A 15,019-nucleotide genomic window follows, 5' to 3' on the forward strand; every position below is an offset into this window, starting at 1 on the left:
TGTATAATTTGTTAAACTACGAAAAGCGAAGATATTTATTTCTTCGCTTTTTTTATGGCTTGTTCTATATCAGCAATTAAATCTTCTGTTTCTTCAATACCTACAGAAAAACGAATTAATCCGTCTTTTATCCCTCTTTCTAAACGTTGTTCTTCTGTTAATAAAGCGTGTGTAGTTTGAGCCGGACTTACTGTTGTACTCTCTAAACCTGCCAAACTCATTGAGGATTTTATTAACTGTAAATTTCGTTGAAACTCCATTGGATCTATATTTGCTGATAACTCAAAAGACAACATTGCCCCAAAGTCTTTCATTTGTTTTTCCGCAATTTCAAAACCAGGATTACTTTTTAAACCAGGATAATAAACAGCATCTATATTAGAATTAGCTTCTAAATAATCTGCCATAATTTTAGCATTTTCGGTTTGTGTTTTTACTCTTAAGTTTAATGTTTTTAAACTTCTTTCTAACAACCAAACTGTTTGCTCGCTTAAATTTCCTCCTAAATTAATGGCGGTTTTCCAGATTTGCTCAATATGTTTTTTAGACGCTGCAATAGCTCCTGCAGAAATATCTGAATGCCCTCCCATATATTTTGTTGCAGAATGTATAATAATGTCAATTCCGAAATTATAAGGATTTTGATTAATAGGCGAAGCAAACGTATTATCAATCATTGTTAAGATATTATTTTCTTTAGCAACATCAGCAATGGCTTGCATATCAGTGATTCCTAATAACGGATTTGATGGAGTTTCGATATATAAAATTTTGGTATTTTCTTTTACTAAAGTGATAAAATCTTCAACTTTATCAGATTCAGTAAAAGAATATTCAATTCCGTATTTATCAAATTCTGATACAATAAAATTATAAGTTCCTCCATAAATAACTTGCTGAATTACAACATGATCTCCTCTTTTTAAAAAAGCCAACATTGCAGATGAAATTGCTGCCATACCCGAACTAAAAATCAATGCGTCTTCTGTATTTTCTAAAGCCGCAATTTTTTTACAAAGCATTTCTTGATTTGGAGTATTATAATAACGAGGGTAACGTTTTACATCAACATTATCAAAAGCATACGAAGTTGCCATATATATAGGAGACACTGCTCCTTTAAATTGTTCATCTATAACTTCACCAACATGAACACAAGTTGTATTTATACCTAATTTTTTAGAATTTTTCATATATAAAATTTGTCATCGCTAATTTATGAAAACCAAATCTAAGTTTTATTTATAAAATCAATATCTTCGTTTTATGGTATCAGTTTTAGTTGTTGGAACAGGAAATGTAGGCTTTCATTTATATAATGTATTTTCTAATATTGATAAAATTCAGGTTTCTCAAATCAGTTCTAGAAAGTTAGAAAATATTCCGAAAGCAGACATTACTATTATTGCGGTTTCAGATGATGCTATTGCTGAAGTTTCATCAAAAATAAATAACACTCTTATAGTTCATACTTCTGGCGCTTGTAGTATCCAAGAATTGAAAAACAGCACCCAAAAAGGTGTTTTTTATATGCTACAAACTTTTTCTAAAAACAAAAAAGTCGATTTTTCTGAAGTTCCATTTTGCTTAGAAGCAGAAAATGAGCAAGATTATAAATTACTAGAAAATTTAGCAAATTTAATAAGTGATAAAACCTACTCTATTAATTCTGAACAACGAAAAATATTACATGTTACTGCTGTTTTTGTAAATAACTTTACCAATCACTTATTTAAAATTGGGAACGATATTTGTAATAATTATAATGTGCCTTTCGAAATTTTAATGCCTTTAATACAAGAAACTGCGACAAAAATTAAAGTATTGTCACCAGAAAAAGCACAAACTGGCCCAGCAGTAAGAAAAGATCAAAAAACAATAAAAAATCATTTAGCTTTGCTAAATAAAGATCAACAAAAAATATATACAATCTTAACAGAATCAATCCAAAATGGAAATTAGTTACAAACAATTATTACCAAAAATCACTACTTTAATTTTTGATGTAGATGGTGTACTCACAAACGGAATGGTAACCATAATGCCTGATGGAGAATTGGTTAGACATATGAATATTAAAGATGGTTATGCCTTAAAAACGGCTGTAGATAAAGGCTTTAACGTTTGTATTATTTCTGGCGGAAAAAACGAAGGCGTAAGAACTCGTTTAGCAAATTTAGGAATTAAAGATATTTATTTGGGTGCTCATAACAAAATACAACAATATAATGAGTTGGTTGAAAAATATAATTTACAGCCAGAAAATGTTTTATATATGGGGGATGATGTTCCTGATTATCCTGTTATGAAATTAGTTGGTTTACCTTGTGCACCTAATGATGCAGCCCAAGAAATACAAGGAGTTGCTAAATATATTTCTGATAAAAAAGGTGGTGAAGGTTGTGTTAGAGATATTATTGAACAGATTTTAAGAGTTCAAGGTAAATGGGATAATAATTTTGATGCTAAGTATGATTAAAATGAAAAAAGGATTATTTTTTATCTTAGTCTTTTTTATAACAATTACAATGAATGCACAAGAAGTTCTTGGTACATGGAATTCTAGAGATGAAAAAACAGGAGAAATAGATTCTGTAGTTGAAATCTATGAAAAAAATGGAGAATTGTTTGCTAAAATAATAGATATAACAGATCCTGAATTAAAAAACGGACTTTGTACAGAATGTAAAGGAAGTTTAAAAGACAAACCTGCTTTAGGAATGCACATCTTATATAAATTAACCAAAAAAGGCAATAAATGGGTTGGTGGTTATGGATTAGATCCTAGAACTGGAAATTATTTTAATGTTTATATTAAGTTCATAAATTCAAAAAAGCTAAAAGTAAGAGGTTATGCAGGTATTCCTATTTTTGGTAAAACTGTTTATTGGGATAGAAACTAAAATAAAATTAATTAAACACCTAATTACAAATACATTATGATAAAACTACTTTCAACTTTAATTATTTTATTCATTTCTTTATCAGTTAATTCACAAACTATTTTTGGTAAATGGAATACTATTAATGATGATACAGGCAAAGTTGATTCTGTAATTGAAATGTATAAGAAAAATGGCAAAGCTTATGCTAAAATTTTAAAAATTACTGATCCAAACAGACAAAAAGCAATTTGCGAAAAATGTGAAGGAGCTAATAAAAATAAACCTATTTTAGGTTTAGAAATTTTAACTGGTTTAGAAAAAAATGAAGAAGAATGGTCTGGAGGAGAAATTTTAGACCCTAGAAATGGTAAAATTTATAAATGTTATATAAAATTAGTAAAACCAGATAAATTAAAGATTCGTGGTTATCTTGGAGTTTCTCTTTTCGGAAAAACTAAATATTGGCAAAGGGCTAAATAAATTTTAATAAGTATGGAAAACTTCCATTATATCCTTGAAAAGGAGAACCTTACTAGAGAAAGTAAAATAATTGAAAACATATTAAAAGACAATCATCCAATAACCAATTTAAATAACAAAAAAGGACTTCTATTCTCTAATGCTATTTTAACCAAATTCATAGAAAATGAGGCAAAACATAGTTCTCATAATTTAACAAAAAAAGAAAAAAGATCAATCCGTACTTTTTCTAGTGGAGAACAAAAAAAAGCGCTACTCAAATACTTATTACAGCAAAATCCTGATTTTATAATTTTAGAAAGTCCTTTTGAAAGTTTAGACAAAAATTCCGTTAAAGAATTAAAAGAAAAACTTATAAACTTATCTAAAGAAATAACTTTAATACAAATTATTAGTAGAAAAGAAGAAATACTACCAGTAATTACTCATTATTTTGACATTGAAAACGATAATATTAACACTATAATTCCTATTAATAATTATAGTTTTACAGAAGATGTTTTCACTTTTAATTTTAATATACCTAAACCAATAACATTTTATAAAAACATACCCAATCAATTAATTTCTCTACAAAATGTAAATGTTTCTTATGATGAAAATCACATTTTAAATAATATTAATTGGACCATTAGTAAAAACGAATTTTGGCAATTAATAGGTCCTAATGGTTCTGGAAAAAGCACCATTTTATCAATGATTTATGGCAATAATATAAAAGCTTTTGGGCAAGAAGTTTATTTATTTGGCAAAAAAAAGGGTTCTGGAGAAAGTATTTGGGAAATAAAAGAGAAAATTGGGTATTTTAACCCTTCAATGTTAGAATTATTTAAGAGAAATACTACTGTAAAAGAGATGGTAATTTCTGGCTTTTTTGATAGTATTGGTTTATATAAAACTCCTTCTATTCTCAAAGAAAAATTAGCAATTGAATGGTTAAAATTACTCGATTTAGAAAGTGAATCAAAAGAACTTTTTCAAAATTTATCTAATGTAAATCAAAGATTAGTTTTAATTGCAAGAGCAATGATTAAACATCCACCTTTATTAATTTTAGACGAACCTTTAATAAATTTAGATGATAAAAGTACAGCAATAATTATAGCTTTAATTAATAAAATTAACCAAGAAAGTAACACAGCTATAATTTTTGTGTCTCATAAATCTATAAAAAACTTACAACCAAATTCTATTTACAAACTAATTCCTTCACAAAAAGGCTCTATAGGAAAAATAATAAAAAGCAATTAATTTCTCTCTTCTAACATTGGTACAAAAGCAAAATCACCTAATTCGTGTTTTTCGAATTCTTTGGGAGATTTTCTGATAAACAAAGTCATAATTTGAGTTTTATCACCAACAGGAATCAATAGCATACCTCCTACTTTTAGTTGTGATAGTAAAGGTTTTGGCACAAAAGGAGCACCAGCAGTTACAATAATTTTATCGAAAGGTGCTTTTTCTGGTAAACCTTTATAACCATCACCAAAAATAAATTTCTTTGGTTTGTAACCTAATTTTGGTAAAAACAAAGAGGTTTTTTTAAATAATTCGTGTTGCCTTTCTATTGAATACACTTCTGCTTTTAACTCTAACAAAACTGCAGTTTGATATCCTGAACCTGTACCAATTTCTAAAACTTTATCACCTCTATTAACCTTTAAAGTTTGTGATTGAAAAGCTACAGTGTAAGGCTGAGAAATTGTTTGATCTGCAGCAATAGGAAAAGCCTTGTCTTGATAAGCATGAGACTCAAAACTAGAGTCAATAAATAAATGTCGTGGAATTTTACGTACTGCATTTAATACATTATTATCTGTAATGCCTTTTGCTTGTAAAACGTTAGCTAATTGGTTTCGAAGACCTTGGTGTTTTGCTGTATCTCTCAATTTTGGTTTAGTTTCAAGAGTCTAAAAATAGTAATAAATTAAATTAAACTCTTATAAAATTGTATCTTTGTTTTTAGCTGATTTTTTAAAAATCATTAATTAAAAACTAACGTCTTTTTCAAAACAATTAACAAACTAAACTTATTATTAATGTTTGTTTTTATCCTTTTGCAAAGACAAAAACAATAATATATATGCTTAAAGTAGGGGTTTTAGGAGCAGGTCATTTAGGGAAAATTCATCTAAAATTATTAAAACAATCTTCAAAATACGAATTAGTTGGTTTTTACGATCCTTCTATAGAAAATGCGAAAAAAGTAGTCGAAGATTTTGGTTACACTTCTTTTAATTCTATTGATGAATTAATTGATGCAGTAGAAGTTGTTGATATTGTAACACCTACTTTATCTCATTTTGATTGTGCTAAAAAAGCAATAGAAAAAGGGCGTCATATATTTATTGAAAAACCAATAGCAAAAACAATGTTAGAAGCTGAAGCGATTAGAACATTAGCTAGCCAACATCACGTAAAAGGTCAAGTTGGTCACGTAGAGCGTTTTAACCCAGCTTTTACTGCTGTTAAAGACAAAATAAACAACCCAATGTTTATTGAAACGCATAGATTGGCCGAGTTTAATCCGAGAGGAACTGATGTGCCTGTTGTGTTAGATTTAATGATTCACGATATTGATATTATACTTTCTTGTGTAAACTCTAAGGTAAAAGACGTGCACGCAAGCGGAATATCTGTAATTTCTGAAACTCCAGATATAGCAAATGCTAGAATTGAGTTTGAAAATGGCTGTGTTGCTAATTTAACATCCAGCAGAATTTCTATGAAAAATATGCGTAAAACTCGCTTTTTTCAGAAAGATGCTTATATTTCTGTAAACTTTCTAAGTAAAGAATCAGAAATTGTTAGAATACAAGATGCACCAGATAATTTAGATGAATTCGCAATGGTTTTAAAGAATGATGAAGGCGTAGAAAAACAAATATATTTCGAAAACCCAGAAGTTACAAACAATAACGCAATTTTAGACGAGCTAGAAACTTTTGCTGATGCCATTTTAAATGATACAAGACCAATTGTAACTTTAGCAAATGGTTCTGAAGCTTTACGAATTGCACAATGGGTAATAGATTGTTTTAAAACACAAGCCGTTGTTTAAATTTTACCCTTTGTTAGCAAACAATTGCGTTAGGGATTGAATGGCCTGTTTAAGCTCTTTTTGTTTTTACAAAAAAGCGAGTAATGAAAGCCTGTTAAAACGCCCAAAACATTAACTTTTAAATTTATTTTTTGATGAAAAACATAGCTGTAATTGGAGCTGGAACTATGGGAAATGGAATTGCCCATACTTTTGCTCAATTTAATTATAATGTACATTTAATTGATATTTCTGAAGCTGCTTTGCAAAAAGGTGTAACCACAATTACCAAAAATTTGGATAGAATGTTGGCTAAAGAAAAAATTTCTGAAGCTGATAAAACTACTACTTTAAATAACATTACCACATTTACCGCCATTAAAGATAGTGTTAAAAATATGGATTTAGTTGTTGAAGCTGCTACAGAAAATGTTGCTTTAAAGTCGAAAATTTTTAAAGAATTAGATGCTATTTGTGATGCAAAAACCATTTTAGCTACAAATACATCGTCTATTTCTATTACTCAAATTGCTGCTGTTACAAAAAGGCCAGAAAAAGTTATTGGAATGCATTTTATGAATCCTGTACCAATTATGAAATTGGTTGAAATTATTAGAGGTTACAATACAACTGATGAAGTGATGAGTGAGATTGTAGCATTGTCTAAGAAAATTAGTAAAATTCCAGTTGAAGTAAATGATTATCCTGGATTTGTAGCCAACCGAATTTTAATGCCAATGATTAACGAATCTATTGAAACTTTATACAATGGAGTTGCTGGTGTTACTGAGATTGATACTGTTATGAAATTAGGAATGGCTCACCCAATGGGACCTTTACAATTGGCAGATTTTATTGGTTTAGATGTTTGTTTATCTATTTTAAATGTGATGTATGATGGTTTTAAAAATCCAAAATATGCTCCTTGCCCACTGTTGGTTAATATGGTAAATGCTGGTAAATTAGGCGTAAAATCTGGTGAAGGTTTTTACGATTATACTGTAAGTAGAAAAGCTGAAACTGTTGCAAAAATGTTTGTTTAATTAATGAAAAATAGCCTAATCGTTTTATTATTTTTTATAAATTTTTCTATTGTTTCTCAAGATGTAAAAAAGGAATCAAAACTAAAACCTTATAAGGTTGGTTTTTTATATAATTCTGCAACAAACGAGAATTTTTTAAATGATGATCCTGATTATGATTATTCTACAAATACCTATAAAGCACAGGCTTTTTACAAATTAACACAGTGGAGAAAATTTGATATTGAATTAATTGTACAACCTCAAATTCAATATATAAAACATCAATTAATTAACGAGCAATATGTTACACCAGATGTAGGAAATTATCTTGAAAAAAGAGAAGAATTTACGCAACAAAAAGAAATGAATTTATATGGGGTTGAATTTGGTTTTGCTGCAAAAAGACAACTTTTAAATAAATTAGCTTTACAAGCTACTTTAAGTTTAGGTTTTAATTACATTGATACTAGAACAGAGCGTGTTGCAAAGGGCTTTACATTTATCGAAAATTTTTCTTTCGGTTTTTCTTACCAAACTTTTGCTAATTCTTATTTATATATAGGTACAAATTTGTTTGGCCACGTTTCTAATTTAGATTTTAATCAACCAAATGCAGGTTATAATATTTTAGGTTTTGAAATTGGTTATTCTTTTCAGATATAAAAAAAACTTATTTAAACTTCTAATAAACAGAAACTTAAACAAGCTTTTTAAAAAGTAAAATCATTTCTTGTTTTACAACAGCCTAAATTATTTACCTAACCAAGAATTTAACATCCAAATTGTTTTTTCTTGCTCAGCAATAAAATCGCTCATCATAGAATTTGTACCTTCATCATTAGCTTCATCTGCAGCCTCTAAAATAGTTCTTTCTATTTTTAATAACTCTGATAATGAATTTACAACTAACTCTACTCCATCTACATCATTAGAAATGTCTTTACCAACTGGCACAGAAGAATTATCTATATAATCTGTAAAAGTATGCAAAGGTTTACCTTGTAATGTTAAAATACGTTCTGCAATTTCATCTATCTTAATTTGCGAGTCTGTATAAAACTCTTCAAATTTTACGTGTAATTCAAAAAAGTTTTTCCCTTTAATATTCCAATGTAAACCTCTTAAATTCTGGTAATAAATTTGAAAATTTGCTAACAAACCATTTAATTCTGTAACTAAATTTGCTGTTTCTTTTTTGTCTAATCCTAATATTGTTTTGGTCATTTTATTTGTTTTATTTTTGATAATTCAAATTTATGTGAAATTTATGACTATAAATAATAGTTATAATTGATTGATTTAATATCTTTATCAAAAAATTTTATTACATGACAATTACCCAACTAAAATATGTTTTATCTGTAGCAGAATATCAAAATTTTACGGTTGCTGCAGAACATAGTTTTGTAACTCAGCCAACTTTGAGTATGCAAATTCAAAAGCTAGAAGACGAATTATCTGTACAAATTTTTAACAGATCTAAAAAACCAATTGAATTAACAGAAGTTGGTAAAAAAATTGTAGAACAAGCAAAAGTTATTGTAGATGAGAGCAATAGGATTTTAGATATTGTACATCAACAAAAAGGTTATATAGGTGGCGAATTTAGATTAGGAATTATACCTACAATTATGCCTACTCTATTACCAATGTTTTTAAATAACTTTACAAAAAAATACCCTAAAGTAAAGTTGATTATAGAAGAATTAACTACAGAAGAAATTACTAGAAAATTAACTGATGGCCATATAGATGCTGCAATTGCTGCAACACCTTTAGAAAACGAAGCTATTAAAGAAAGACCTTTGTACTATGAGCCTTTTGTTGGTTTGGTGCCAGAAAATCATCGATTATTTAACAACAAAAACATTTCTTCTAATGAATTAGAAATGGAAGATATTTTATTATTAGAAGATGGTCATTGTTTTAAAGACAGTGTTATAAATTTATGTAGAACTCATAAAATTGATAATAAAAAAGGTTTTCAGTTAGAAAGTGGAAGTTTTGATACACTAATAAAACTATCTAAAGAAGGTTTAGGGATGACTTTGTTACCATATTTACATACTTTAGATTTAAATGATAAAGACAAGAAACATTTACGTGAATTTACATCTCCTCCACCTGCTAGAGAAGTAAGTTTAATTTATCATAAATCGCAATTAAAAATGCAATTGATAGAAGCTTTAAAGAAAACTATTGATGGTGTTGTAAGAGGTGCAATTTCTTTTTCTGATGTTAAAATTATTAGTCCTTTACAGAAAAAATAAAATAAGTTAAATATAATGAGATTTCATTAATATAAACTCATAATATTTAATTTTAAAAATCTAATTTACAGCAAATTAAAAAACCTAATCTAAAGTATTAATTTAGATTAGGTTTTTTATTATAATTTATAAAATTAATGCCTCAAATATATTTTAAGCATACATAGAATCACGTAATTCTTTAATTTTTTTATCAGATAAATATTCATCAAAAGTAGTGTATCTATCAATAACACCTTTTGGTGTTAATTCTATAATTCTGTTAGCAACTGTTTGTGCAAATTCATGATCGTGAGTAGATAATAAAACTGTACCTTTAAAGTTAATTAAAGAGTTGTTTAATGCCTGAATTGATTCTAAATCTAAGTGGTTTGTTGGTTCATCTAACAGTAAAATGTTAGCTCTTTTCATCATCATTCTAGATAACATACAACGTACTTTTTCTCCACCAGATAAAACGTTACTTTTCTTTAAAGCTTCTTCACCAGAAAAAATCATTTTACCTAAAAATCCTCTTAAAAAAACTTCTTCACGCTCTTCTTCTGTTTGTGCATATTGTCTTAACCAATCTACTAAATTTAACTCTCCATTCTGGAAAAATGATGAGTTATCTAATGGTAAATAAGATTGTGTTGTGGTAACTCCCCAAGAAAATTTACCTCCATCTTGTTCAGAATTACCACTAATAATTTGATAAAAAGCAGTAACAGCTCTAGAGTTTCTAGAAATTACAGCAACTTTATCTCCTTTATTTAAATTGATGTGAACATTATCAAATAATTTTTCACCTTCAAATTCTTTACTTAAACCTTCTACATTTAAAATTTGGTCTCCTGCTTCTCTATCTCTTTCAAAAATAATAGCTGGGTAACGTCTACTTGATGGCTTTATATCTTCTACATTTAACTTCTCAATCATTTTTTTACGAGAAGTTGCTTGCTTCGATTTTGCAACATTTGCAGAAAATCTTCTAATAAATTCTTCTAATTCTTTCTTTTTATCTTCTGCTTTTTTGTTTTGTTGCGCTCTTTGTTTAGCTGCTAACTGACTAGATTCGTACCAAAAAGTATAATTACCTGAATAATGGTTTATTTTACCAAAATCAATATCAGAAATATGTGTACAAACTGCATCTAAAAAGTGTCTGTCATGCGAAACCACAATTACACAATTGTCATAATTTGCTAAAAAGTTTTCTAACCAATTAATTGTTTCGAAATCTAAATCATTGGTAGGCTCATCCATAATTAGCACATCAGGATTACCAAAAAGTGCTTGTGCAATTAACACACGTACTTTTTGTTTACCATCTAAATCTTTCATTAAAGTATAATGTAAATCTTCAGTTATGCCTAAGTTAGATAACATTGCTGCTGCATCAGAATCTGCATTCCAACCATTCATTTCTTCAAAAACTATTTGAAGTTCACCAATTTTTTCTGCATTTTCATCAGTATAATCAGCATATAAAGCATCTATTTGTTTTTTAATTTCAAACAATTCTTTGTTACCCATTACAACTGATTCTAGTACAGGGAAATCATCAAACTCATTATGATTTTGAGATAATACAGACATTCTTTTGCCTGGCTCTAAATGTACTTGACCTGATGTAGCATCTTGTTTACCAGAAAGAATCTTTAAAAAAGTTGATTTTCCTGCACCATTTGCTCCTATAATTCCATAACAGTTACCTGTTTGAAATTTAGTATTTACTTCATCAAACAAAATACGTTTTCCAAATTGTACTGATAAGTTAGAAACTGATAACATAATTGTATTTTAAATTTCTGCAAAAGTAATAAATTGATTTCTCTTAAGTACTTAGTTTTATTACCCTTTTCTGAAAAAAATAGAATTATTCTATATTAAAGTATTGCACTTATTTTTAACAACGTATTAACAGACACAACACTTATGTATGATTAAATTTGTTGTGCTTAATTTGCTAGAAAATTTTATGACAAAAAAAATAATCCTCTTAGTTCAAATTTCATTTTTACTTGCCCTAATTAGTTGTAATACTATAGATAAAAATACGATTACATATTTTGGAGGTAAAATTATAAATCCGAAAACTAACTATATTGTTTTATATTCAATGGATAAAGTGATAGACACTTTTTTATTAGATTCTAAAAATAAATTTTTAGGAGAGATAAAAAATGCAAATGAAGGTTTATATTATTTTAACCATGGTAATGAAAATCAACATATTTATTTAGAAGTAGCAGATAGTGTTATGATACGTTTAAATACTTGGGACTTTGATGAATCTTTAGTTTTTGCAGGTAAAGGAGCAGAAAGAAATAATATTTTAATAGATTGTTTTTTAGAAGGCGAAAACGATAAAAAACAATTTTACCAATACAATAAACTTTTGCCTATTAAATTTAAACAAAAAACAGATTCATTAATAAAATTAAAATTAAATACTTACCAAGATTATATAGACAAACACCCAGATGAAACCTTAGGTTTTAAACAAACTTTAAAAACTGCATTAACTTTTCCTATTTATTTAAAAATAGAAAGGTACCCTATTATTAATGCTAAATATTCTTCGGATGGTAATTTCCCTACTTTAAACAACACTTTTTACGATTACAGAAAAAACATCACTATAGATAAGGATTCTTTAATGTACTACCCTCCTTATTCTCAATATGTAAGGAATTTTCTATACAATAAAACATACGCTTTAGGTCATGCACCTATGAAAAATAAATATTCTTCTGAATTTACAGTAGATTTATTAAATACAATTGATAAAGAAATTTCTACAACCAAATCTAAAAATGCTTTTTTAAGACAAACAATTATTAGTCATTTTTACAATAAATCTAGTTGTGATATTAATACAAAAGCATTTGATACGTTCTTTAACTTAACTACAAATGAAGAAGACAATTCTTTAATGAAAAAATTGGTTAACGACACTAAATTTATAACTGCAGATACACGTTTACCTAATTTTAGCTTTAATAATTATTCTGATTTTAAACTGCGAGTTTTTGATGTAGTTAAAGGTAAAAACACTTTATTATTCTTTTGGAGTCCAGAGTATGTTTCTTATTCTTATGTGGAATCTAGGATGACTTATTTAACTAAAAATTACCCAAACATACAATTTTTACAAATAATGATTGATGGTAAAAACGGACAAAGAATTAAAAATTTAGATATTAAAAAACAATTTTATTTAGATGATAGTAGTGATGCTCATCGTTTTTTAACAAGTAAAATGCCGCGTTCTGTACTTATAAATAAACAAGGTAAAGTTATTAATGGTTATGGTTCTATTGCATCTAAAAACTTAAATCCTTATTTAGAAGAATTAAGCAATAACTAATTTTTAACTTAAAAGCCAGTTATCTATTTAAATTACAGTATCTTTGCACGATTTTAATTTTGAGTATAATTTAACTCAATAAAAAATCAAGTCGAAAATTTATAATTTGATTTGCAGGTGGGCGTTCTGTGAATCTACAAAAACACAGACATGTCAACATTTTTAGAATTAGGCCTAAAAGAGCCTATAAATAGAGCATTAACAGATTTAGGTTACGAAAAACCAACTGTTATTCAAGAAAAAGCAATACCTCAAATAATTTCTTCTACAGAAGATTTAAAAGCTTTTGCACAAACTGGTACAGGTAAAACTGCAGCCTTTAGTTTACCCATTTTAGAGCTTATAGATGAAAACAACAGCAATGTTCAAGCTATTATTTTATCACCAACAAGAGAATTAGCAGTTCAAATTGGTAACAATATTAAAGACTTTTCTAAATATCAAAAAAACGTAAAAGTTACTACAGTTTATGGTGGTTCTAGTATGGAAGAACAGATTCGTTCTTTAAAAAGAGGATCTCAGATTGTAGTAGGTACTCCAGGTAGAACTGTAGATTTAATTAACAGAAGAGCTTTAAAATTAGGAAACGTTCAATGGCTTGTATTAGATGAAGCTGATGAAATGTTAAATATGGGGTTTAAAGAAGAACTTGATAAAGTTTTAGAAGCAACTCCAGAAACAAAACAAACTTTACTGTTTTCTGCAACTTTTCCTAGAGAAGTAGAAGCTATAGCAAGAAACTACATGACTAAACCTGTAGAAGTTACTTCTGGTGAAAAAAATTCAGGTTCAGAAAATGTAGAGCACGAATATTATGCTGTTACAGAAAGAACACGTTACCCAGCTTTAAAAAGAATAGCAGATTTAAATCCTGATATTTATGCAATTATATTTTGTAGAACTCGTAGAGAAACACAAGAAGTTGCAGATAATTTAATAAAAGACGGTTACAACGCAGATTCTTTACATGGAGATTTATCTCAAGCACAGAGAGATTCTGTAATGGGTAAATTCCGTAAAAAAACAATTCAAATTTTAGTCGCTACAGATGTTGCAGCTCGTGGTTTAGATGTAACTGAATTAACACACGTTATCAATCATAAATTACCAGATCAGATAGAAAACTATACACATAGAAGTGGTAGAACAGGTAGAGCTGGTAACAAAGGAATTTCAATAGTATTAGTTAACGGAAAAGAAAAAGGTAAACTACGTGTTATTGAAAGAATCATTAAAAAGAAATTTGTAGAGGGTAAAGTACCTACAGGTAAAGAAATTGTACAAAATCAATTAATGAATTTAATTGATAAGGTTCAGAAAACTGAAGTTAACGAATCTGAAATCAATGAATTTTTACCAAGCATTTACGAAAAATTAGAAGATTTAAACAGAGAAGAATTAATTCAAAAATTTGTTTCTTTAGAGTTTAACACAATGTTAGCTTACTATGAAAATGCTAAAGATTTAAATGATTTAGGTAGAGATAATTCTAGAAGAAGAGAAACTGCAGATAATATGACTCGATTTTTTATCAATATTGGTAGAAAAGACAGCTTAAATCCTGCAAAATTGATCGGATTAATTAATGATCAAGAAATTGGAGACAAAATTGAAATTGGTGCCATTGATATTTTAGATACTTTTTCTTTCTTTGAGATTGATAAAAATTTCGAAGACAAAACATTAGAAGCTTTTTCAAGCAATCAACCAGATTTTGACGGACGCTCAGTAAACGTAGAAATTACGAAAAAAGAACGTTCTGGAGGAGGAAGAAGAGGTGGTAAAAAACCTTTTGGTAAAAAAGATGGTGGTTTTGGTAGACGTAGAAGTTCTGAAAATTCATCTAGAGGAAGTAGTGATGATGGAGGTAGAAAAAGATCTGACAGACGTTCTTCTGATAGATCAAAAAATTCTGGCGATAGAAAATCTGGTGGTTTTGGTCGTAGACGTAGAGAAAGATAGAATCT

General features: G+C 28.1%; 15 protein-coding genes. 11 read left to right on the forward strand and 4 right to left on the reverse strand.

What is annotated here, in order from left to right:
• Nucleotides 1–35 precede the first annotated feature (35 nt).
• Complete coding sequence (locus KO506_RS13575; RefSeq protein WP_215995461.1) at nt 36–1,193, reverse strand: trans-sulfuration enzyme family protein; 1,158 nt, start codon at nt 1,191–1,193, stop codon at nt 36–38.
• Between the two features lie 73 nt (nt 1,194–1,266).
• Between KO506_RS13575 and KO506_RS13580 the strand changes: the two genes are divergently transcribed.
• From KO506_RS13580 to KO506_RS13600, 5 genes are read left to right on the forward strand one after another with little or no spacing between them, the layout of a single operon-like run.
• Complete coding sequence (locus KO506_RS13580; protein WP_215995462.1) at nt 1,267–1,962, forward strand: Rossmann-like and DUF2520 domain-containing protein; 696 nt, start codon at nt 1,267–1,269, stop codon at nt 1,960–1,962.
• Nucleotides 1,952–2,479 carry a KdsC family phosphatase gene (locus KO506_RS13585; protein WP_215995463.1) on the forward strand — a complete coding sequence of 176 codons (528 nt, stop codon included), beginning with the start codon at nt 1,952–1,954 and terminating at the stop codon, nt 2,477–2,479. Before KO506_RS13580 ends, KO506_RS13585 begins: the two co-directional genes overlap by 11 nt.
• A gap of 1 nt (nt 2,480) precedes the next feature.
• A complete protein-coding gene (locus KO506_RS13590) occupies nt 2,481–2,903 on the forward strand; it encodes a DUF2147 domain-containing protein (protein ID WP_215995464.1) in 423 nt (140 codons plus the stop codon).
• A 36-nt stretch (nt 2,904–2,939) separates the two neighbouring features.
• Nucleotides 2,940–3,365 (forward strand): DUF2147 domain-containing protein, encoded by a 426-nt coding sequence (locus KO506_RS13595; RefSeq protein WP_215995465.1) that lies wholly within the window; start codon nt 2,940–2,942, stop codon nt 3,363–3,365.
• A gap of 12 nt (nt 3,366–3,377) precedes the next feature.
• Nucleotides 3,378–4,616: an ATP-binding cassette domain-containing protein gene (locus KO506_RS13600; RefSeq protein ID WP_215995466.1), complete on the forward strand. Its 1,239-nt coding sequence runs from the start codon at nt 3,378–3,380 to the stop codon at nt 4,614–4,616.
• On the opposite strand, the gene KO506_RS13605 is transcribed toward KO506_RS13600, so the two are convergent.
• Nucleotides 4,613–5,254, reverse strand: coding sequence for a protein-L-isoaspartate(D-aspartate) O-methyltransferase (locus KO506_RS13605; protein WP_215995467.1), 642 nt, complete (start codon nt 5,252–5,254; stop codon nt 4,613–4,615). The genes KO506_RS13600 and KO506_RS13605 overlap by 4 nt on opposite strands.
• Before the next feature lie 194 nt (nt 5,255–5,448).
• On the opposite strand from KO506_RS13605, the gene KO506_RS13610 reads away from it, so the two are divergent.
• From KO506_RS13610 to KO506_RS17110, 3 genes are all read left to right on the forward strand, one after another.
• Complete coding sequence (locus KO506_RS13610; RefSeq protein ID WP_215995468.1) at nt 5,449–6,426, forward strand: Gfo/Idh/MocA family oxidoreductase; 978 nt, start codon at nt 5,449–5,451, stop codon at nt 6,424–6,426.
• Nucleotides 6,427–6,560: 134 nt separating this feature from the next.
• Nucleotides 6,561–7,448 carry a 3-hydroxybutyryl-CoA dehydrogenase gene (locus KO506_RS13615; RefSeq protein ID WP_215995469.1) on the forward strand — a complete coding sequence of 296 codons (888 nt, stop codon included), beginning with the start codon at nt 6,561–6,563 and terminating at the stop codon, nt 7,446–7,448.
• Nucleotides 7,449–7,451: 3 nt separating this feature from the next.
• Entirely contained in the window at nt 7,452–8,093 is a 642-nt protein-coding gene (locus tag KO506_RS17110) for an acyloxyacyl hydrolase (protein WP_252726868.1), read from the forward strand.
• 87 nt (nt 8,094–8,180) lie between these two features.
• Here KO506_RS17110 and KO506_RS13625 read toward each other — a convergent pair whose 3' ends face one another.
• Nucleotides 8,181–8,654, reverse strand: a complete 474-nt coding sequence (locus KO506_RS13625) for a Dps family protein (protein WP_215995470.1) — start codon at nt 8,652–8,654, stop codon at nt 8,181–8,183.
• Nucleotides 8,655–8,758: 104 nt separating this feature from the next.
• On the opposite strand from KO506_RS13625, the gene KO506_RS13630 reads away from it, so the two are divergent.
• Nucleotides 8,759–9,700, forward strand: a complete 942-nt coding sequence (locus tag KO506_RS13630) for a hydrogen peroxide-inducible genes activator (protein ID WP_215995471.1) — start codon at nt 8,759–8,761, stop codon at nt 9,698–9,700.
• A 153-nt stretch (nt 9,701–9,853) separates the two neighbouring features.
• On the opposite strand, the gene KO506_RS13635 is transcribed toward KO506_RS13630, so the two are convergent.
• Nucleotides 9,854–11,473 (reverse strand): ABC-F family ATP-binding cassette domain-containing protein, encoded by a 1,620-nt coding sequence (locus KO506_RS13635; protein WP_215995472.1) that lies wholly within the window; start codon nt 11,471–11,473, stop codon nt 9,854–9,856.
• A 187-nt stretch (nt 11,474–11,660) separates the two neighbouring features.
• On the opposite strand from KO506_RS13635, the gene KO506_RS13640 reads away from it, so the two are divergent.
• Together KO506_RS13640 and KO506_RS13645 are read left to right on the forward strand one after the other, a co-directional pair.
• A complete protein-coding gene (locus KO506_RS13640; protein ID WP_215995473.1) occupies nt 11,661–13,052 on the forward strand; it encodes a TlpA family protein disulfide reductase in 1,392 nt (463 codons plus the stop codon).
• Nucleotides 13,053–13,202: 150 nt separating this feature from the next.
• Complete coding sequence (locus tag KO506_RS13645; RefSeq protein ID WP_215995474.1) at nt 13,203–15,014, forward strand: DEAD/DEAH box helicase; 1,812 nt, start codon at nt 13,203–13,205, stop codon at nt 15,012–15,014.
• The last annotated feature ends 5 nt before the right edge of the window (nt 15,015–15,019 follow it).

Source organism: Polaribacter vadi (genome assembly GCF_018861005.1).
Classification (GTDB): Bacteria; Bacteroidota; Bacteroidia; order Flavobacteriales; family Flavobacteriaceae; genus Polaribacter; species Polaribacter vadi_A.

What these genes read in the sequence shown, in the direction of transcription:
- KO506_RS13625 (WP_215995470.1), bottom strand. Translation starts at nt 8,654, where the DNA reads ATGACCAAAACAATATTAGGATTAGACAAAAAAGAAACAGCAAATTTA.
- KO506_RS13640 (WP_215995473.1), top strand. Translation starts at nt 11,661, where the DNA reads ATGACAAAAAAAATAATCCTCTTAGTTCAAATTTCATTTTTACTTGCC.
- KO506_RS13610 (WP_215995468.1), top strand. Translation starts at nt 5,449, where the DNA reads ATGCTTAAAGTAGGGGTTTTAGGAGCAGGTCATTTAGGGAAAATTCAT.
- KO506_RS17110 (WP_252726868.1), top strand. Translation starts at nt 7,452, where the DNA reads ATGAAAAATAGCCTAATCGTTTTATTATTTTTTATAAATTTTTCTATT.
- KO506_RS13635 (WP_215995472.1), bottom strand. Translation starts at nt 11,473, where the DNA reads ATGTTATCAGTTTCTAACTTATCAGTACAATTTGGAAAACGTATTTTG.
- KO506_RS13645 (WP_215995474.1), top strand. Translation starts at nt 13,203, where the DNA reads ATGTCAACATTTTTAGAATTAGGCCTAAAAGAGCCTATAAATAGAGCA.
- KO506_RS13575 (WP_215995461.1), bottom strand. Translation starts at nt 1,193, where the DNA reads ATGAAAAATTCTAAAAAATTAGGTATAAATACAACTTGTGTTCATGTT.
- KO506_RS13600 (WP_215995466.1), top strand. Translation starts at nt 3,378, where the DNA reads ATGGAAAACTTCCATTATATCCTTGAAAAGGAGAACCTTACTAGAGAA.
- KO506_RS13580 (WP_215995462.1), top strand. Translation starts at nt 1,267, where the DNA reads ATGGTATCAGTTTTAGTTGTTGGAACAGGAAATGTAGGCTTTCATTTA.
- KO506_RS13585 (WP_215995463.1), top strand. Translation starts at nt 1,952, where the DNA reads ATGGAAATTAGTTACAAACAATTATTACCAAAAATCACTACTTTAATT.
- KO506_RS13630 (WP_215995471.1), top strand. Translation starts at nt 8,759, where the DNA reads ATGACAATTACCCAACTAAAATATGTTTTATCTGTAGCAGAATATCAA.
- KO506_RS13590 (WP_215995464.1), top strand. Translation starts at nt 2,481, where the DNA reads ATGAAAAAAGGATTATTTTTTATCTTAGTCTTTTTTATAACAATTACA.
- KO506_RS13595 (WP_215995465.1), top strand. Translation starts at nt 2,940, where the DNA reads ATGATAAAACTACTTTCAACTTTAATTATTTTATTCATTTCTTTATCA.
- KO506_RS13615 (WP_215995469.1), top strand. Translation starts at nt 6,561, where the DNA reads ATGAAAAACATAGCTGTAATTGGAGCTGGAACTATGGGAAATGGAATT.